Annotated in this window: 18 protein-coding genes and 1 riboswitch; of the genes, 9 read left to right on the forward strand and 9 right to left on the reverse strand. The window is 41.7% G+C overall.

Annotated features, from left to right (window positions below; genetic code table 11):
- Nucleotides 1-119 precede the first annotated feature (119 nt).
- Nucleotides 120-1,415 carry an autotransporter outer membrane beta-barrel domain-containing protein gene (locus BST86_RS06425; RefSeq protein ID WP_146126721.1) on the forward strand — a complete coding sequence of 432 codons (1,296 nt, stop codon included), beginning with the start codon at nucleotides 120-122 and terminating at the stop codon, nucleotides 1,413-1,415.
- 70 nt (nucleotides 1,416-1,485) lie between these two features.
- On the opposite strand, the gene BST86_RS06430 is transcribed toward BST86_RS06425, so the two are convergent.
- Together BST86_RS06430 and BST86_RS06435 are read right to left on the reverse strand one after the other, a co-directional pair.
- Nucleotides 1,486-1,911 carry an Hsp20/alpha crystallin family protein gene (locus tag BST86_RS06430; protein ID WP_105982548.1) on the reverse strand — a complete coding sequence of 142 codons (426 nt, stop codon included), beginning with the start codon at nucleotides 1,909-1,911 and terminating at the stop codon, nucleotides 1,486-1,488.
- 109 nt (nucleotides 1,912-2,020) lie between these two features.
- On the reverse strand, nucleotides 2,021-2,431 hold the full coding sequence (locus BST86_RS06435) for a tellurite resistance TerB family protein (protein ID WP_105982549.1): 411 nt from the start codon (nucleotides 2,429-2,431) through the stop codon (nucleotides 2,021-2,023).
- A gap of 83 nt (nucleotides 2,432-2,514) precedes the next feature.
- Here BST86_RS06435 and BST86_RS06440 point away from each other — a divergent pair, with 83 nt between their 5' ends.
- Nucleotides 2,515-3,798 carry a DUF2254 domain-containing protein gene (locus BST86_RS06440; RefSeq protein ID WP_105982550.1) on the forward strand — a complete coding sequence of 428 codons (1,284 nt, stop codon included), beginning with the start codon at nucleotides 2,515-2,517 and terminating at the stop codon, nucleotides 3,796-3,798.
- A gap of 1 nt (nucleotide 3,799) precedes the next feature.
- Here the strand turns inward: BST86_RS06440 and panB are convergent, their stop codons facing one another.
- Nucleotides 3,800-4,618 carry a 3-methyl-2-oxobutanoate hydroxymethyltransferase gene (gene panB, locus BST86_RS06445; RefSeq protein WP_105982551.1) on the reverse strand — a complete coding sequence of 273 codons (819 nt, stop codon included), beginning with the start codon at nucleotides 4,616-4,618 and terminating at the stop codon, nucleotides 3,800-3,802.
- A 56-nt stretch (nucleotides 4,619-4,674) separates the two neighbouring features.
- Between panB and BST86_RS06450 the strand changes: the two genes are divergently transcribed.
- Nucleotides 4,675-5,148 carry a nuclear transport factor 2 family protein gene (locus tag BST86_RS06450; RefSeq protein WP_105982552.1) on the forward strand — a complete coding sequence of 158 codons (474 nt, stop codon included), beginning with the start codon at nucleotides 4,675-4,677 and terminating at the stop codon, nucleotides 5,146-5,148.
- Here BST86_RS06450 and BST86_RS06455 read toward each other — a convergent pair whose 3' ends face one another.
- From BST86_RS06455 to BST86_RS06465, 3 genes are read right to left on the reverse strand one after another with little or no spacing between them, the layout of a single operon-like run.
- The gene (locus tag BST86_RS06455) at nucleotides 5,149-6,657 is read right to left on the reverse strand and encodes a PH domain-containing protein (protein ID WP_105982553.1); all 1,509 of its coding nucleotides are present in this window, start codon (nucleotides 6,655-6,657) and stop codon (nucleotides 5,149-5,151) included.
- Complete coding sequence (locus BST86_RS06460; protein WP_105982554.1) at nucleotides 6,650-7,153, reverse strand: PH domain-containing protein; 504 nt, start codon at nucleotides 7,151-7,153, stop codon at nucleotides 6,650-6,652. The genes BST86_RS06455 and BST86_RS06460 overlap by 8 nt, the downstream gene beginning before the upstream one ends.
- Complete coding sequence (locus BST86_RS06465; RefSeq protein WP_055413021.1) at nucleotides 7,150-7,548, reverse strand: pyrophosphohydrolase domain-containing protein; 399 nt, start codon at nucleotides 7,546-7,548, stop codon at nucleotides 7,150-7,152. The genes BST86_RS06460 and BST86_RS06465 overlap by 4 nt, the downstream gene beginning before the upstream one ends.
- A gap of 47 nt (nucleotides 7,549-7,595) precedes the next feature.
- On the opposite strand from BST86_RS06465, the gene BST86_RS06470 reads away from it, so the two are divergent.
- Complete coding sequence (locus tag BST86_RS06470) at nucleotides 7,596-7,817, forward strand: hypothetical protein (protein ID WP_317046524.1); 222 nt, start codon at nucleotides 7,596-7,598, stop codon at nucleotides 7,815-7,817.
- 155 nt (nucleotides 7,818-7,972) lie between these two features.
- Here the strand turns inward: BST86_RS06470 and BST86_RS06475 are convergent, their stop codons facing one another.
- Nucleotides 7,973-8,983: a hypothetical protein gene (locus BST86_RS06475; RefSeq protein ID WP_105982555.1), complete on the reverse strand. Its 1,011-nt coding sequence runs from the start codon at nucleotides 8,981-8,983 to the stop codon at nucleotides 7,973-7,975.
- A 250-nt stretch (nucleotides 8,984-9,233) separates the two neighbouring features.
- Here BST86_RS06475 and BST86_RS06480 point away from each other — a divergent pair, with 250 nt between their 5' ends.
- On the forward strand, nucleotides 9,234-10,205 hold the full coding sequence (locus tag BST86_RS06480) for an alpha/beta hydrolase (protein WP_105982556.1): 972 nt from the start codon (nucleotides 9,234-9,236) through the stop codon (nucleotides 10,203-10,205).
- On the opposite strand, the gene BST86_RS06485 is transcribed toward BST86_RS06480, so the two are convergent.
- A complete protein-coding gene (locus tag BST86_RS06485) occupies nucleotides 10,206-12,170 on the reverse strand; it encodes a TonB-dependent receptor plug domain-containing protein (RefSeq protein ID WP_105982557.1) in 1,965 nt (654 codons plus the stop codon).
- Between the two features lie 123 nt (nucleotides 12,171-12,293).
- A riboswitch (cobalamin riboswitch) is annotated at nucleotides 12,294-12,491 on the reverse strand.
- The gene (locus BST86_RS14885) at nucleotides 12,453-12,677 is read right to left on the reverse strand and encodes a hypothetical protein (RefSeq protein WP_172443321.1); all 225 of its coding nucleotides are present in this window, start codon (nucleotides 12,675-12,677) and stop codon (nucleotides 12,453-12,455) included. It overlaps the preceding riboswitch by 39 nt.
- On the opposite strand from BST86_RS14885, the gene BST86_RS06490 reads away from it, so the two are divergent.
- The 4 genes from BST86_RS06490 (at nucleotide 12,652) to rmuC (ending at nucleotide 17,061) form a co-directional block, all read left to right on the forward strand.
- A complete protein-coding gene (locus tag BST86_RS06490) occupies nucleotides 12,652-13,770 on the forward strand; it encodes an ABC transporter substrate-binding protein (RefSeq protein WP_105982558.1) in 1,119 nt (372 codons plus the stop codon). The two genes, BST86_RS14885 and BST86_RS06490, sit on opposite strands and share 26 nt — an antisense overlap.
- Complete coding sequence (locus BST86_RS06495) at nucleotides 13,767-14,765, forward strand: iron ABC transporter permease (protein ID WP_242446481.1); 999 nt, start codon at nucleotides 13,767-13,769, stop codon at nucleotides 14,763-14,765. The genes BST86_RS06490 and BST86_RS06495 overlap by 4 nt, the downstream gene beginning before the upstream one ends.
- Nucleotides 14,765-15,529, forward strand: a complete 765-nt coding sequence (locus BST86_RS06500) for an ABC transporter ATP-binding protein (RefSeq protein ID WP_105982559.1) — start codon at nucleotides 14,765-14,767, stop codon at nucleotides 15,527-15,529. Before BST86_RS06495 ends, BST86_RS06500 begins: the two co-directional genes overlap by 1 nt.
- 74 nt (nucleotides 15,530-15,603) lie before the next feature.
- On the forward strand, nucleotides 15,604-17,061 hold the full coding sequence (gene rmuC, locus BST86_RS06505) for a DNA recombination protein RmuC (protein ID WP_105982560.1): 1,458 nt from the start codon (nucleotides 15,604-15,606) through the stop codon (nucleotides 17,059-17,061).
- Nucleotides 17,062-17,154 lie beyond the last annotated feature (93 nt).

Here is a 17,154-nt window from a genome sequence, read left to right on the forward strand (position 1 = left end):
ATTCAACGTTTATTTTAGACGTTGTACAAAATAGAACGCCAAGCGTCGCAAACTTGGCCAAACACGTTCAATATCATAGAGATAGAATCTTAACTTCGTTATCTAACATCTTGCTAGCTATGAAGTTAAAATTACTTTTTGTCGTAACCATTATTCTTACGATTTCTTTCCATGCAATGGCGCAGGTTGGTATCAATACCATAGAACCCAAAAGTTTATTAGATGTTGTGGTCGATGACCCTGATGCTCCAAAAGCTACAGACGGTATACTCATACCTCGCGTTAATGTCCTTCCTTCTGGAATTGAATTTCCAACAATAGAACAAACGGGAATGATCATTTACCTAACCACAATTGATGGCAGCAACCCTGCTGGTTTTTATTTTTTTAATGGATCGAGTTTTGTCAATGTAAATGATACTGCTTCTGGAGCATTTGTAAACAATGACGCTACTGGAAATCTAGCTTCTAACACTACCGCTAATATCAGAAGGTCTGGAAATGTAAGTATAGGGGGTTCTTTGAATTCTGGAAGGTTGAACATTGAAATATCAAGCACAGAACCTCTCACGGGATTAGCAAGAACAGCATTGAAGTTAGATAATTCTAATTCTTCAACAGCACAAGGTAATACTTATGGTATTGACTCCAACAACGCAACGACACCTTCGAGGTCTACGGACCCAACAGATGGTAGTAGAGGTAATAAGGTTGGAATCAGATCCATCGTTACTGCAGCTGGAACTGCAAATCATGTTGGGTTTTTAAATGAGGTATTCGATAATTCAAGCGCAACGAACGGTGGCAATGTCATTGGTATTGACAACAAAATTGGAAACATCGTTGGAAGTGGACTAGACAATTACGGTATACGTTCGATAGTAGGTGATGGCTCAAGTACTGGCAACATTTATGGTGTGTATAGTGAAGTGGTTGGGAGCACTTCTACCAACAAGTATTCCGGTATATTTATCGGTCCAAATTTTGGAATTCGCAATTCTAATCTCGCTGGAGATGGCTACAACCTACCTACAACAGATGGTCTCAGTGGTCAAGTTCTCACTACAAATGGCGCTGGCGTTGCGAGTTGGCAATCCATATCAGAAACTGAAAGATCATCGATTAGAACTATTAATACTGGTACGATTGCAGATACAGATGATACTGTACTAATTACAGGTGACATTTCCATTCCAGAAGCATCTGCAGCTAATTTGGGTAAAAAATACACTATCGCTTTGGGTCTTAATTCCGACAATCTCACGATCACCACATCAGGAAATGGGTTCTTTTATCCTGGAAACAGCTCAGTATCATCAACTTTTAATTTGAATAAAAATCCGCTTGAACAACGAAGTGTTACAGTACAAAGCGATGGAACAAAATGGGTCATTATCAATCTCATTCGCAATTAATAAAAAATCCCAGCCTAGCGGCTGGGATTTTTTTTGCATTCTGCAATTAACAGGCTAATTCCACAATTTATTACTTCAAAGAAATCATTCTCTTTGGTTGTGGTAATGCTTCTTCTTTTTTGGGAAGTTCAATACTTAGAATTCCGTTCTCGTAAGATCCTTGGATTTGATCCTGATTCACGGTTTCCGGTAGGTTGAAACTTCTTTTGAAAGAACGCTTTGTGAATTCCTTTCTGGTGAACTGCTCTGTCTTTTCTTCATTCTCTTCCTCTACCTCAGAAGATATGGTCAAGACATCCTTATCCACTTCAATCGCAACATCTTCCTTAGAAAAACCAGGAATGATCATTTCAAGGTGAAAACGCTCGTCGGTTTCTGCGATGTTCACGGCAGGTTGACTTAAGGGTAAAGCAGTACCTCCAGAATAATCGTTGTTAAACATTTCATCTATTAAAGATGGTAACCAATTGTTTGCTGTTCTATGTGCTAATTTCATAATTGAAAATTTTAGATTAATAATTACACATAGCATTAGTCAAAATAAATACCAAAGCAAAAAAGCGACACAATGTCGCTTTTTATTCTGTATTACACTGTCAAGTTGTCTAATTACTCGTCTCAGAATGAATTTCTAGCAATTCGCTAGGCGGTATCTCACCATGTGGATATTTCTCCATAGTAGATAACAATTTGTTGACCGTCAGGCCGCGTATACCATAACGCAAGGCGATTTCATGTAAAAGTTGTAGTTCACTATCGTCCACATTACCGTCAATGTGCATCATTAACATCAATCTATGAAAGTGAATGATACGTTTGACAAATTGTTTAGGTGGTTGCACAGGTTCTTTATCAGGATTGTCCAACATTATGCGCAGTTGTTCTTCATCTACCTCGATACGACTAGCAATCGCCTTTATAAATTCGACTTCTTCCTTTTTAAGATGATCATCAGCATGTGCCATTGCAATCAATTCTTTCAGGATATCCGTTTTTTCCTGTATGGTATAAGACATAGCAATCATTGTTTGCGTGAAAATAATCAATCCTTATGAAATTATTAACCCAGGAGCGCTTCCTACACCTTTAAATTTAACGCATGATTATAATTACTCGACTGCGCTCCTTTTTCAATGTAATTACCAACACTATTGCGTTTTATCCTACGCTTTACTCCATTTTAGCAGTTTTTTTTGCATTTGCTATGATGTATGCAGAGTCTAGAGGCGTGTCTGGATTTGTACAAGAAAATGCTCCAGTTCTAGTAATTAACAATAGGGATACAGCACGCAATCTTTTGACCACCCTTATTGCAGGTGGTCTAAGCATGTTAGTGTTCTCCTTTTCCATGGTAATGCTGCTCTTGAGTCAGGCAGCGGCTAATTATTCACCAAGAGTTTTGCCCAGCCTAATCTCCAACAGGAAGCACCAGACAATATTGGGAATATTTCTAGCGATGATCCTGTATAACATCATCACCATGATGGGAATCGAACCAGATGGTGATAATTATCAACTACCTGGATTCTCCGTTTTGATAGGTATCATTAGCGCTGTGTTTGCATTAGGAGCATTCGTTTACTTCATTCATAGCATATCCACCAGTATCCAGATCAATAACATATTGAAGAATATTTACACGCTTTCGCGAAAGCGTCTTCAATACGTAGTCGATGAAAAAGATTACGGTCAGGAATTTCCAGATTCATCCGGTTGGTACACCTACCATGCAACCCGAAGTGGTACTATGCAAAACATAAGCATTTCTGGTCTGCTCGACCTCGCAAAGCAATGCGATACTAAATTTGATTTGATCGCTACAAAAGGTCTTTATGTTTTTAAAAATCAAGAGTACATCAAATCAGAAAAAGAACTTACTGATGAGCAGGTAAAGGAATTGGCAAAAAATTTCAATTTCACAGAATCTGAGTTAGTAAGCGACAACTACGTCCTGGGATTCAAGCAAATTACAGAGATAGGAATCAAAGCCATGTCACCCGGAATCAACGATCCAGGTACGGCCTTAGACACCATCAATTACCTAACGGAATTGTTTGCACTACGCATGCAAAAGAGCGATAAAAGCATCGTTTTAGACGAGGATGAAAATCCTATCATCAACCTTAAAACCATCACCTTTAAAGAACTCATATTTAACGTACTGGCTCCTTTCAGAACCTACTGTAAACACGATGTTACAGTTATGCAAAAATTGCTAGATATGATCGCACATCTATTGCGTATCGACCCCATCAATGAGGATTATAAAGAAGTGTTGCACCGTGAAGCTAGCATGATGATACAAGACGCCAATAATTCTATTGAAAATCCTATAGATTTATTGGTACTTCAAGGTATTTATGATCGAATGGAGATCGAGTAGGTTAATACTGCTCGCTATCGTTGGGAAAATCAGAGCTCTTCACATCGCTAATGTATTGAGAGACCGCGCTGCCCATATCTTCATAAAGATTCATATAGCGTCTCAAGAATCTTGGATGAAACTCGTGAGTCATACCAAACATGTCGTGAGAAACCAACACCTGACCATCAACGCCACCACCAGCACCTATTCCTATGACAGGAATCGATAGACTTTCAGCGACTTCTTGAGCGAGTTTAGCAGGCACTTTTTCCAGTACTAGCGCAAAACATCCCAGTTTTTCCAATGCAAGCGCATCATTCTTGAGTTTTTCAGCTTCTTCTTCTTCTTTGGCTCGTACCGTGTAGGTTCCAAATTTATAGATCGATTGCGGTGTGAGGCCTAAATGCCCCATCACGGGAATTCCAGCGTTTAGAATGCGTTTGATGGATTCCTTGACCTCGCTGCCACCTTCCAGTTTCACTGTATGACCGCCACTTTCTTTCATGATTCTGATGGCTGATCGCAACGCCTCTTTAGGGTCACTTTGATAACTACCAAAAGGCAAATCCACAACCACCAGCGCACGCTCTGTACCACGCACCACGCTGCTTGCGTGATAAATCATCTGGTCCAGTGTGATAGGCAAGGTCGTCTCGTGACCCGCCATTACGTTACTCGCACTATCGCCCACAAGAATAACATCCACACCAGCACTATCGATGATTTTGGCCATCGTGAAGTCATAAGCAGTTAACATGCTTATTTTCTGGTGGGTTGCCTTCATCTCGGTCAGAGATTTGACGGTAATTCGTTTGTATTCCTTTTTGGCTGTGGACATATCTTCGTTTTGTGCTGTAAAAATAGTAATATTAAAAACACTTAAATGGAACTATCATGTTGAAACCTGTTCTTGTGCTGGTTGTTTTTCTCGCTTTCGCGAAAGCGAACTCACAACAAGCCACAGCCACCGCATCATCTACCGTGTTGCTTTACGATCATCCCGCAGGCAAGACCGTGGAATCCTTTTTTCAAAATTTTCATGCACAAGACACTGTTGCATTGAAAAACCAATTCGTCAACGACGCTTCCATGCATTCCCTTGCCATCAAAGGAAATGAACGCACCACGAGCGCCTCTGCCGTTAATACATTTTTGAAATCTATTGCATCCATTCCTGCAAACGTAACTTTTGAAGAGCGCCTTACTTCGCTTAAAACCGTTGCAGATGATCATATCGCCAGCGTTCACACAGATTATGAATTTTATGTGAATGGCAAACTTTCCCATACCGGTCGTAATGTCTTCACGATGGTATTTGTGAATGATGCGTGGAAGATCACCCAAATCACAGACACAAGGGTCTATTAGCTACATCCAGTTGCGTTCTGACAACAGCACCAGATTGTGCAGTTTATTCTTAAGTTGGGTCACCTGCTTCTCATTGAAGTAACGCAACCCTCGAGAACCGGCGGCAGTATGCACGGTAAAATGGATTTGCCGGCGGCGTTTCAAAAATATACTGCGCCATTTTTCTACCGCTTGGATTTTATAGATGGGAATGAGCATGGTTTTGTGAAAAAGCCATCCAGATCGCAGGACGACCAACTCTTCATCAGACTGGATTTGTGTCCTTTTACCATTGCGATACGACACAAAAACCATCCACCCGAAAACCAAAATAGCCACTGCAGCTAAGGCATAAATTTCCAAGTAAATGGAGATCGCACAGGCCAAAACCAGTGGTAAGGCAACGATGTAAAAAGTCAATCGGGCATGTGAGATGGCGATGGAGTCCATCTGGCTTGCGTTTGGATCCATTCCATGATCAAAAATCAAATCCTGCAACAGCTCCATCATTTGCGGGCTACAGGCTGGAACTTCTGCTCCAGTAAGGGAAACTCCCTGCGATTGTGCTTGATGGATTTTGGCCGTTTGATAATTCAACAACCTGCGTAATGGGTTGGTATGAAATTCCAGAATCTGAATTTTCTGGATGGGAATTTTAATCTCGCGCCTATGAAGCAATCCCATTTCAATTTCAAGATAATCACCGTTGCGCCGCAAAGTGTATCCATAATATTTATTGAAAACCAATACGACACTAACAATAACCGATGCGATGATAAAAACGATGGCTGTCATCACGACTAGACTCAAGCTTGCATAACCTACCATGTTTTCCCATTCAAAACCCTCAAAGACATTCCCGTAAAAACGCTCTACAAAATCCCTAATATTATACCAGAACCCGAACACAACTCCCAATGCCAGGCCACCACTGCGCAAATGATTTTGAGTGATTCCTATTTTAAATAAATCAATTATTCCTAGGGATAATAGCTCTCTCCTATTATCAGTTCGTTCTCTTTTAGGAGCATCGATATTTTCCTCGGTCAACCCTTCATCAACAACTTCCTGATTTGAGGTTTGTAGACTTTTGTCCTGCAAAAGATTTTTAAAGGATTCTGCAAAATCGCGGCTTAGTCCAGGTATTTCTAGCTCCTTAGCTTTAGAGCCAGCGGTCTCTACTTCTACTGCTACCAATTGTAAAATGCGTTGGACCAAGTTTTGGGTAATGTTGACAGATTGGATACGTTCTAGCGGAATGGCCTTGCGTTCTTTATTCAGGACTCCTTTTTGAATAATCAACTCATCGCCTTCTACATAAAAAGTGAAAAAATAATAACTAAGCAGTGGCGAGAGTAATCCTAGAATAACCACCAGCGCCGTAAGGCCTATGACAATCCTATAATCACCAAAGTTATTGATCCCAAATGCGGAGTATAACGCAACGGCTATTAATGCTTTTACATTCTTGAAAACATATAATAATATGCTCTTGCGGCTTTGTCTCCTAGGTTCGCTTAGATCAAGCATGCATGGCTGTCTTATGAGAGATAAATTCTTTGAGCTTTTTGGCGTCTTCTGGATCTAACCCAGAAAGACTAAGGTCTGAAGAACTACCACCAGCCGTATAAATCTCCAATTCACAAAGATTGAACAATCGGTCAATGGGACCATCTTTGATCTCTGTATGTTGGATCCTATTAAAAGGCACTGTAGTCTCGTGATGAAAGATCCATCCATGTCTATAGGTAATGTCCAGTTCTCTTAAAATATAACCGCGCACAAAATACTCTTTGTAAGAAAGGAATAAAGCCAGCACCAACAATACCAACCATACAGGAATGACTGACCACGTAAACCATGGCTCATCAAGAATAAAAATAAAGGTGATGGCAGCAATCAACAAGGGAACAAAAACGATAAGCTTTGCAATCAATTTTTTGTTTAGAAAACGTTTGGGATGCTTCTTAAACTCTGATGTTTCTAATGGCGGTAGCTCTGCTGGATAAATTTGATCGTTTGTCATGATTGTAGGTGCTTATTGAGAATGGATCCAAAATCAGGCTTGAAGTAGTCTGGTCCCTTTAGGACTTTACCATCTTCTCTGTAAATAGGTTCTCCATCGGCTCCTAGTTTACTCATGTTGGAACGCTGTATCTCGTTAAAAACATCCTCAATGACATCCTGCATACCATGTTCAATGATCGTCCCGCATAGTATATACAGCATATCGCCCAGTGCATCTGCTACTTCAATAAGATCATCATTTTTTGCAGCTTCCAGATATTCCTCATTTTCCTCACGCATCAATTCATAGCGCAACAGCTTACGCTCCAGTGAGATGTTAACAGTAGGTTGATCCTGGATGTTTAATTTAAAGGCTTTGTGAAAGTCGCGTACGGCGTTAATATTCTTCTTCATGGATTATTGATCTATTGTATTGTAATTTTACAAAAAATATGACCATTATGAGTTTATCCATTCTTGCAATTAAAGATCCCATGTTTTCAAGTGGCCAACTCATTTTCGCCGCGGTATTTTTTGTGGCTTTTGTGATCCTGATTTATTTCATGTACGGTAAGGATAAATTATTGCACCGTAAGAATTATAAAGGGGTCAAATGGATTTTGCTGGGTTTCCTAGCTTTTTTCTTATTACTACTGGCAATCAAGTTTGGTTTGAAACAGTAGCCTTATTTTTCTATGTTGCTTTCCTGCCTGTCAGGCAGGCAAGCGCGAAAGCGTAACAATCCTCAATACTATGGAACAAAAAAAGAGACCCTTGATGGGTCTCTTCTCTTTTCTACAATCTACTCTACAAATTGCACTTGAAAAATCGTTGTATGTTATTCTACGTTAAGGTAGATGCTTGAGATTCCTGAAACGGACTGCTGCATCTTAGGTTTTGCGTTGCCTACGGTAGTAGTATCGAATGATAAAGCCATGCCACCGTTGGTGCTGCGCTCTGCCGCATAGAGCACCTTTCCTACGTTATCGTATTCCAGGTCTACCGGGTTGCCCAACATCGTCTCTGAACCGCTTACCGTAGTCACATCGGTGATGGTGCCGTAAGCCTCAAGACCGCTGTAGATCACTGAGAAGTTCTTGATCGTGTGGATCGCTCCGTCGCTGTCGTTCAATGGGTTTCTGACATCGGCAAGGAAGAGTTGGTCCTCTACCTCGTCATAGGTGATTCCTCTTAGGGACTGTGCACCTTCAATGGTGATCTGGTCGTCTGCAGTAAGCTCACCACTATTGTTGGAGAAGAAGTCGTTGTAAACGGCTATTCTACCACTGTTGTCCACGGCTGCATAAAGAGTGTTGCCGGCAAGGAAGATTCCCCAGTGCTGGTTACCCGTCTCATAGATGTTGACCAATCTTACAGAGTTAGGCGTGGACTCATATACATAGAACTTATTGCTGTCGCGTGGCCCCACTGCATCTGCAGATACCACGATGCGGTTTCCAGAGATGGCAATATCTCTTGGGTTCTCCACCTGTACGTCAGATCTAAGTGATGGAGCAAGTGCCGCTCCGGACTCGTTATTGTTTAAGTTTTCAAAGACCAATACGTTACTCTCTGATCTTGATGCCTCAAAAAGACAGTCATTGAGTGGATCGTAGTGGATGCCATTACCATCGGTACTGGCGCTCTGGAAAGATTTGTTGGTGATGTTGTTAGAATCGGTAAGATCGAACATGTTGATCTTACCAGATGTGTTGCTGCCTGTAAACAAGGTCACTTTGGGACCGCTTACCGGTGCGCTGGTATCGTCGATACCTTCAGAATCTGTGGAGCAGGAAACAAATGTTGCTGCGGTAAATAGGATAGCTGCTGTTAGGGTAAATTTTTTCATTTTGTAGAGGTTTTTGATTGTTATCGTTTTAATAATGGTTCAAATATGGGAGGTTTGAACACGATAAACAAACGTAAAACATCGATGAAATGCATTAAACAACTCTAATACATTGTATAATAGTATATTAGTGCATCTTATTAAAATTATCTTAATATCCACTTAAACAGATAATCGTGTATTTGAACGAGATAAAAGGCAGGTTTTTAAAATTTGATTCTTTATATATTTGACACTCAACCTTAGTTTTATGAGCATAGCCCTATCGTTATCAAACCTTTCATCACGCAGTATTCTAATATCCTTATTCATTGTTGGCTTAGTGGGCTGCAAGGATCGCAGCCCGAAAAATGTTTTTGAACCAAATCCCTTGATTTCAAAAAACGAACAAGTCATTATGCAGCCTATCCATCAGGACACGATCCTTTATTATAATGATTTTGAATCTGCCTATGTGGACAAACGCAATGTTGAAATCTGGTTGCCTGCGGGCTACCCTAAACAGGATGTGAAGTATCAAGTGCTATATATGCACGATGGACAAAATGTTTTCAATAAAGAAACTTCCAGTTATGGCACCGCATGGGAAATCGATGAGAAAATGGACTCGCTACTTGGTGCGGGCGCTATATCGCCCACGATCGTTGTGACATTGTGGAACACCGGTAAAAAACGATTTAGCGAATACATGCCTCAAATGCCCGATGATGCGGTGGAATCCGCTTTCGCGAAAGCGCAATTAAAAGAAAACACCGGATACGACCGTCTCTACAGCGATGACTATCTCAAGTTCATGACTCAAGAACTGAAACCTTTTGTAGACCAAAACTTCCAGACGTCTACTCTACGTGAAGATACCTTTCTCATGGGTGCGTCCATGGGCGGTTTGATTTCCATGTACGCCATGATGGAATATCCAGACGTTTATGGTGGTGCGGCTTGTATGAGTACTCACTTTCCTATTCCCGTTTTAGGCGAAGGCATGATGCAAGATATTCCCAACCGCATACCAGATCCTGCTACCCATAAATTTTATTTTGACTACGGCACCTTAACTCTTGATGCTGCCTATGAACCGTATCAAAATAGGGTCGATAGACTTTTTGAAACGGCAGGTTACAACGCAACCAACTATAGATCCATCAAATTTGAAGGTCATGAACACAGCGAAAAATTCTGGAGCCGTCGTGTTTCCACACCGCTTGTTTTTCTATTAAAATAATTATAGGTTGACTCGTAAGCCTAGTTTATAATTGCGTCCACGTGTTTGGAAACCATAAAGTTCAGTAAAATCCTCATTAAAGAGATTGGACACTCCACCAAATAATGTGAGATCCTTATTCTTTAATGTATAGGTAGCATCAAGATCTATTAATTGATAAGCCTCTAAGGTGACTGGATCTGTAGTAAAGGTGGTATTGTTGAAAAAAGCGTCCTGTCGTGGATCATTGTATTGGTATCTCAAGGTCAAAAAGGTGCGGTCCAGAATTTTAGTTCGCAGGGAAGCATTGACTTTTTGTTTAGGTACTCGCGAGATAATAAGGTCATCTGTCCTATCTGCAAAACTATAATTGGCAGCAAGGTCAAAACGATCTGCGATTCTGGTTTGCAATGAGGCTTCAAGCCCAAACACCTGCGTGTCGACCGGTGCATTTTCATACCTTCCTTGAAAAGTAACTGGATCAGAAACAAAAATCACTTCATTTTCTGACCTGCGGTCAAAAACGCTCAAAGTCAAACTGGTGTTTTTTTGAAACCACTCCACGCCTACTTCTCTGGTTTTATTGGTTTCTGGTTGTAAATCTGGATTACCTAAATTAAAACTGCGATCAAAAAGCTGGTATAAAGACGGCGTGATGTATGCCGTACTGTAACTTCCATAAAACTTCAAAGTAGCGTCCTCTAATTGAAAATCCCATGATGGATTGACGCTGTACACCAACTCACTATCATAATCACTGTGGATGTTGTAACGTATTCCCGTATTCAAATTGAAACCAAAACTACTTTCATAAACGACATTTGCATAGGGATCATAAATCTTGAAATTAGTCTCATCTTCATCAGCTGTTTGTTCGAAACCAGTACTACCAAAAGGAATCGCCTCGCTCTCAAATCTATTGGTTCTAAAATTGAAGCCTAAAATCGTTTTCAACTGATGGGAACCGTCTGCCGATAGGTCAAATGCATATTTATTAAAAAGGTCTAAAGAATATCCGTCAGAATTGAAAACCGTAGGCGAACCGCTGCGCGTGTCTCTTCTGGTATGTGTACTTACATCATTGTAGACGATAGAACCTTGGTCGGCATATTTATATTCTGCATTGGTTCCCCAACGTATCTGGCGGCTGTAGGTTTCATTATCGGCATCTGTGAAATCAAAATTGTCAAATTCTGCGGTATACTCATCAAAGGATACATAGCTGGTCAACTTAAAGTTATCGTTGTTGTCATAACCTATGCGACCCAAACCATTGATGCGGTTAAATTTATCAGGCCTTGCAGCACTTCCATCCAGTGGTTCTACGGCACTTAATCCATAGGTATATTGATGGTGAAATCCAGCGGCATAGGTCAATCCATTTTCAAGTCTGCCGCTCGTGTTGATGGAGTTGGTCACTTCGTCGGGACTGATTTCTTGATCTTCGGCACTGGAATTAGTGCCTACAAAAGAGCCTATGGAAATTCGCAATTTTTTTCTTGCGGCTTCTTTCAATTTGATATTGATGACAGCCGTACCAGCATTAGCTCCATAAAGCGAGCTCGAGGCGCCTTTCAATATTTCAATTTCTTCGATTTGGCCTAGATCCACCAGTCGTAGATCAAAATCACTAGCGATCAAACTAGGGTCGTTCACCTGTGCGCCGTCTATCAAGAAGGACACTTGGCGATTATTTCCACCACGAATGAAATAAGACAGATTTTGCCCAGCATTGCTGCGTGCACCGTTAATCTCTATGCCGGCGTATTGGTTCAACAAATCAGCCAGGCTGGCGGCACTTTGCTTTTCAATGTCTTCTTGTGTGATTTTTATCACGGGTTTGCCGCTGTCCTTGCGCTGCTGCTCAAATTTAGAGGCTGCGGTGACAGTTACCTTTCCCAGTTTTGTAGTGGTGGAATCGACTTGTGCGATGGCACTTATAGCCATCAATGAAAATAAAGCGGTACTTAGGTATTTGTGGTTCATCGATCTTCATTAGACCGGGAAACAAGCGTGAAGAAAATTAGCTGGCAGGCATCAAGAAGAAACCCGCCAAACAGCGTTAATACACCAACAAAATTTTCATCGCCACCTCTATCCCGAAGGTTACAATTCAAATTTGTTATGGCAGGTCTCCTGACTTGAATATCTCATCGCCTTCCCAATTGCTCAGTGGCGTTACATGAAATCCCGATTTCTCGGGCTGCACAAATAGCGCAGATTCTCTACAGTTGCGGGAACAGTTCTGGATTTGCACCAGATTCCCTTTTAATACGACTCGTTGTTTGATGCAGTGGTTTTGAATGTTTCCGCTTTCGCGAAAGCGAACTCACCACCTAGATCCTGCAACGAGGCATAACCTATAACAAGTCGCAAATGTAATGACAACTTTAGACACGCCAGCATAACTCTGGAACATTTCCCAAATGCGGAAAGGTTCCATGGAATAATTCTATTTTTGGGGTCTATGAATTCAAGATTTCTACTCGTCATTCTTATCCTATCGAGCATTTTTGTTTCCTGTAAAAATGAAAATCCAGCCGTTCCAGCTACGGCAATTACGGTTACCGATACGCTAGAGGTGAAGTATGCCAAAGGATTTGATCTTAAGAGAATCAAAGATGGCTATAGACTCATGATCAATAATCCATGGCCAGGATCTGCAGACACACTGCAATTGGATTTCAGTACAGATGCCACGATTGGAGACGTACAAATCCCAGTAGAAAAACTGATTGCGACGTCCACAACGCACATACCACCGCTGGAATTACTTGACGAGACCGACAAACTCATAGGCTTTCCAGACACGGACTACATCAGCTCTCCGGCGATGCGGGAACGCATTGATGCTGGTGATGTGGAAGATCTGGGTTCTAATGAAGATGTCAATCTAGAGCACACCATTTCACTAGTGCCAGATATTGTGATAGGATACGGCATTGATGCAGATAATCCTACTTATGATCGCATGATGGAAGCTGGCATACCTGTACTCTACAATGGTGATTGGACAGAGCAACATCCGTTAGGTCGTGCAGAATGGATCAAGGTTTTTGGGATTTTGTTTGATAAGGAAGAAGAAGCCTTTGCGATTTTCAAGAAAATAGAATCTGATTATCTAGCAGCAAAAGCAAGTGTTCAAGATCTGGACAAGCCTACGGTAATCGCTGGCGCCACGTGGAAAGACGTCTGGTATTTGCCTTATGGCAATTCCTGGCAAGGACGCATGATCAACGATGCTGGAGCAAACTATATTTATAAAGAAACACAAGGTTCTGGTTCACTGGCATACAATGTAGAAACCGTCCTAAATGATGCCCAAAATGCCGATTTCTGGATTGCGCCTGGACAATACACTTCTTACAAGCAAATGCTGGCCGACAATGCCTCTTATGAGTTATTCAAGGCATTTCAAGAAAAACAACTGTTTACTTTTGCGATGCGCAAAGGCCCTACTGGTGGCGTTATATATTATGAATCTGCCGCCATGCGCCCAGATCTGGTTCTCAAGGATTTGATCGAAATATTTCATGGTAAGCCGCAAGAGAATGATCTCAACTTCTTTGATCCTTTATCTGATTGAAAACGCCCACCTACATCATCTTGATTGCCTTGCTGCTCCTACTTTTTGTAGCAGACATTGCCTTGGGATCTGTATATATTTCTTTATCTGAAATTTGGAGCGTGTTTCTAGATGTGCCAGATGCCACTGATCATTATATCATTACACATTTGCGTCTGCCTCGCGCCGTCATGGCTGTGTTGACCGGCGCTGGTCTGGCCATTGCTGGGATGCTCATGCAAACCTTGTTTAGAAATCCGCTGGCGGGACCTTTTGTTTTAGGGATATCTTCTGGTGCAGGATTAGGTGTGGCCATCTGTATCATGGGCGGTTCTTTAATGGGTTTTTCAATGGTGTCAGGATTAGGCGTGATTGCCTCCAGCGTTTTGGGAAGTCTCGCAGTTTTCTTGCTGATTCTATTGATCTCATTACGTATCAAAGACACCATGGGATTGTTGATCATAGGTTTGATGGTAGGCAGTTTGAGCAGCGCTGTAGTTGGAATACTGCAATATTTTAGTCCCAGCGAGCAGTTGCGGCGTTATGTATTTTGGGGATTGGGCAGTTTGGGAAACCTCACATGGAATGAACTTGTGGTCATTGCCGTATTGGTCATCACATCACTCGCGGCACTGTTGCTCATTATCAAACCGCTCAACGCATTGTTACTGGGCGAGACCTATGCCCGCAGTCTGGGAATCAATATTACCAAAACACGTTGGATCATCATCTCCATCACCTGTATATTGGCTGGTAGTATTACTGCTTTTGCAGGTCCTATCGCATTTATAGGTCTTGCCGTACCGCATATTGCGCGACTCATCATGCCTAGCATGGACCACAAAAAACTGATTCCGTTGGTGATTATTATTGGTGCATCGCTCCTACTCGCTTGCGATATTGTGGCGCAATTGCCATTTTCCAACTATTCGTTACCCATCAACGCAGTGACATCGCTGGTAGGCGCACCACTCGTGATCTGGCTCATCGTTAAAAAGAGATACCTTCGCTTCTAATGCTGATTTTACAAGACATACAGATAGGTTACGATCAAGAGATTCTTGCAAAATGTGTGGGTCATATCGCTTTCGCGAAAGCGAAATTCATATCCATCATAGGTGCAAATGGCACGGGTAAATCCACCTTGTTGAGGTGCATGGCAAACGGCAGCCATTTGTTGGGTGGAAACGTATCGCTCAACGGCAAGTCCATCACACAAATCAACCTAGAGGAATTATCGCAGCACGTCTCGATTTTGACTACAGATCGATCCATTAGTAAATCCATCACCGTGAGGCAATTACTGGAAATAAGCCGTGCACCATACACTAATTTTTTGGGAAGTTTGGCCGCTGCAGATCAGGAAATTATCGACAAAACCCTAACCGATTTTGAGCTACTCGACCTTCAAAAACGACAGCTTTCAACGCTAAGTGATGGACAGCTGCAACGCGCATTGATCGCGCGATCCTTAGTTCAAGATACCGACTATATTTTGATGGACGAGCCTACCAACCATCTGGATATTCATCACAAAGCCGAGTTGTTGATGTTGCTCAAAAACCATTGCCAAAACCAGAATCGCACCATTATATTTTCTTCTCATGAGATTGCCATGGCCACAGCACTGGCAGATCAAGTCGTGTATATCCACGATGGCTACATCAGGTTCAAAAGCATCACAGAATTCAAAGAGAAGAATATCCTGGAGCAGCTGTTCCCATCGCCGTTTCTAAGCTGGGAACATGGAAGTTATCGACTGGAGCCTGGAAAGGATTAAATGTGGATAACTGCTCTGGGCAATTTTGAGATGACCTTATTTGACTTTGTAACTTTACGTTAAATCAATTTTTTATGACGGCAGATGTGTTTGCGGTAGTATTACTGATCGCGGGATTGTTGGTAGGCGCCTTGGTGGGCTGGTTTTTTGCCAAAAACAAATTTTCTTCACCGGTCCAGTTTTTGGAAGCAGAAAAAGAACGCTTGAACCTACTTGTAGAAGAAGGCAAACTGGTCCTAAGAGAACGTGACGAATTGCGTAATGCTCAAAGTTCCCTGAATGCAGAAATCCACCAGAAAAAGGAAACACAAGAAGAACTGCGCGCTAGACTTTTAAAAACTGAGGAAAACTATAAGGAACTGAATCGTGAAAAAGAGCACCTGAGCGTACAACTTGCCCAGATGCGTACCATTCACGAAAAGGCCGAGGAAAAATACGAGCAGTCTCAAGCAGAATTGGAAAAACTCAACGAGAAGTTTACCAAGGAATTTGAAAACCTAGCCAACAAAATCCTGGACGAGAAAAGCACCAAATTCACGACTCAAAACAAGCTTAATATCGAGCAGATTTTGAATCCGTTACAGGAGAAGATCAAGAGTTTTGAAAAACGTGTGGAAGACACGCATAAGGACACCATCGATAGACAAAGCTCGTTGCGCCAGCAAATCATTGGCTTGAAAGAACTCAATGAGCAGATGAGTAAGGAAACCAGCAATTTGACCAAGGCATTGAAAGGAGATTCCAAAATGCGTGGAAATTGGGGTGAACTGGTGCTGGAACGAGTTCTAGAAAAATCAGGTCTTGAAAAAGGGTCGGAATATGAGGTGCAGCAAAGCGTCAAAACCGAAGAAGGCAAAACCTATTTCCCTGATGTTGTCGTGCATCTACCTGGCGGCAATAAAATGGTGATCGACTCCAAGGTTTCTTTAAACGCCTATGAAAGATGGGTCAATGAAGAAGATGAGGCGCAACAAAACCTGCATTTAAAAGCGCACGTTGCTGCCTTGCGCAAACACATCAGCGATTTGTCAGACAAGAATTATCATGAATTGTACTCGATTGAAAGTCCAGACTTTGTGTTGTTATTCGTTCCAATAGAGCCGGCGTTTGCGGCGGCCTTGAACGCCGACTCCACGGTTTATACAGATGCTTTTGAAAAGAATATCGTGATAGTAACGCCTACGACTCTGCTCGCGACATTGCGCACCATTGACACCATGTGGCAAAATGAAAAGCAACAAAAGAACGCCTTAGACATTGCAAAAGCTGCTGGTGCGCTATATGACAAATTTGTAGGCCTTACTGATGATTTAATCAAGGTAGGCGCCCAACTCGATACGGTCAAGAAATCCTATTCTGCTAGCATGAATAAGTTGACTGATGGTGCCGGTAATTTAGTAGGACGCGTAGAGCGTTTGAAAAAATTAGGTGCAAAAGCCAACAAATCAGTCAATGAAAAACTGGTGCGTCGTGCCGTAGATAACGATCCAGATTATCTAGAGCTAGACAGCCCAAATGACGATGAAGAGTAATTATTACGCTTTTACGTAATAAATCATTTTATTACGTATTTATGTAATATTTATAATTATTACGTATTTATGTAATATATTTACATTATTACT

Origin of the sequence: Nonlabens agnitus (genome assembly GCF_002994045.1) — a bacterium.
GTDB classification, from domain to species: domain Bacteria; phylum Bacteroidota; class Bacteroidia; order Flavobacteriales; family Flavobacteriaceae; genus Nonlabens; species Nonlabens agnitus.

Excerpts from the sequence above, each read along its gene's own strand:
- panB (WP_105982551.1), bottom strand. The coding sequence starts at position 4,618 with ATGTCCACAGCCAAAAAGGAATACAAACGAATTACCGTCAAATCTCTG.
- BST86_RS06500 (WP_105982559.1), top strand. The coding sequence starts at position 14,765 with ATGCTGATTTTACAAGACATACAGATAGGTTACGATCAAGAGATTCTT.
- rmuC (WP_105982560.1), top strand. The coding sequence starts at position 15,604 with ATGACGGCAGATGTGTTTGCGGTAGTATTACTGATCGCGGGATTGTTG.
- BST86_RS06455 (WP_105982553.1), bottom strand. The coding sequence starts at position 6,657 with ATGCTTGATCTAAGCGAACCTAGGAGACAAAGCCGCAAGAGCATATTA.
- BST86_RS06475 (WP_105982555.1), bottom strand. The coding sequence starts at position 8,983 with ATGAAAAAATTTACCCTAACAGCAGCTATCCTATTTACCGCAGCAACA.
- BST86_RS06470 (WP_317046524.1), top strand. The coding sequence starts at position 7,596 with ATGAGTTTATCCATTCTTGCAATTAAAGATCCCATGTTTTCAAGTGGC.
- BST86_RS14885 (WP_172443321.1), bottom strand. The coding sequence starts at position 12,677 with ATGACGAGTAGAAATCTTGAATTCATAGACCCCAAAAATAGAATTATT.
- BST86_RS06450 (WP_105982552.1), top strand. The coding sequence starts at position 4,675 with ATGTTGAAACCTGTTCTTGTGCTGGTTGTTTTTCTCGCTTTCGCGAAA.
- BST86_RS06425 (WP_146126721.1), top strand. The coding sequence starts at position 120 with ATGAAGTTAAAATTACTTTTTGTCGTAACCATTATTCTTACGATTTCT.
- BST86_RS06430 (WP_105982548.1), bottom strand. The coding sequence starts at position 1,911 with ATGAAATTAGCACATAGAACAGCAAACAATTGGTTACCATCTTTAATA.
- BST86_RS06460 (WP_105982554.1), bottom strand. The coding sequence starts at position 7,153 with ATGACAAACGATCAAATTTATCCAGCAGAGCTACCGCCATTAGAAACA.
- BST86_RS06465 (WP_055413021.1), bottom strand. The coding sequence starts at position 7,548 with ATGAAGAAGAATATTAACGCCGTACGCGACTTTCACAAAGCCTTTAAA.
- BST86_RS06490 (WP_105982558.1), top strand. The coding sequence starts at position 12,652 with ATGAATTCAAGATTTCTACTCGTCATTCTTATCCTATCGAGCATTTTT.
- BST86_RS06485 (WP_105982557.1), bottom strand. The coding sequence starts at position 12,170 with ATGAACCACAAATACCTAAGTACCGCTTTATTTTCATTGATGGCTATA.
- BST86_RS06435 (WP_105982549.1), bottom strand. The coding sequence starts at position 2,431 with ATGTCTTATACCATACAGGAAAAAACGGATATCCTGAAAGAATTGATT.
- BST86_RS06480 (WP_105982556.1), top strand. The coding sequence starts at position 9,234 with ATGAGCATAGCCCTATCGTTATCAAACCTTTCATCACGCAGTATTCTA.
- BST86_RS06440 (WP_105982550.1), top strand. The coding sequence starts at position 2,515 with ATGATTATAATTACTCGACTGCGCTCCTTTTTCAATGTAATTACCAAC.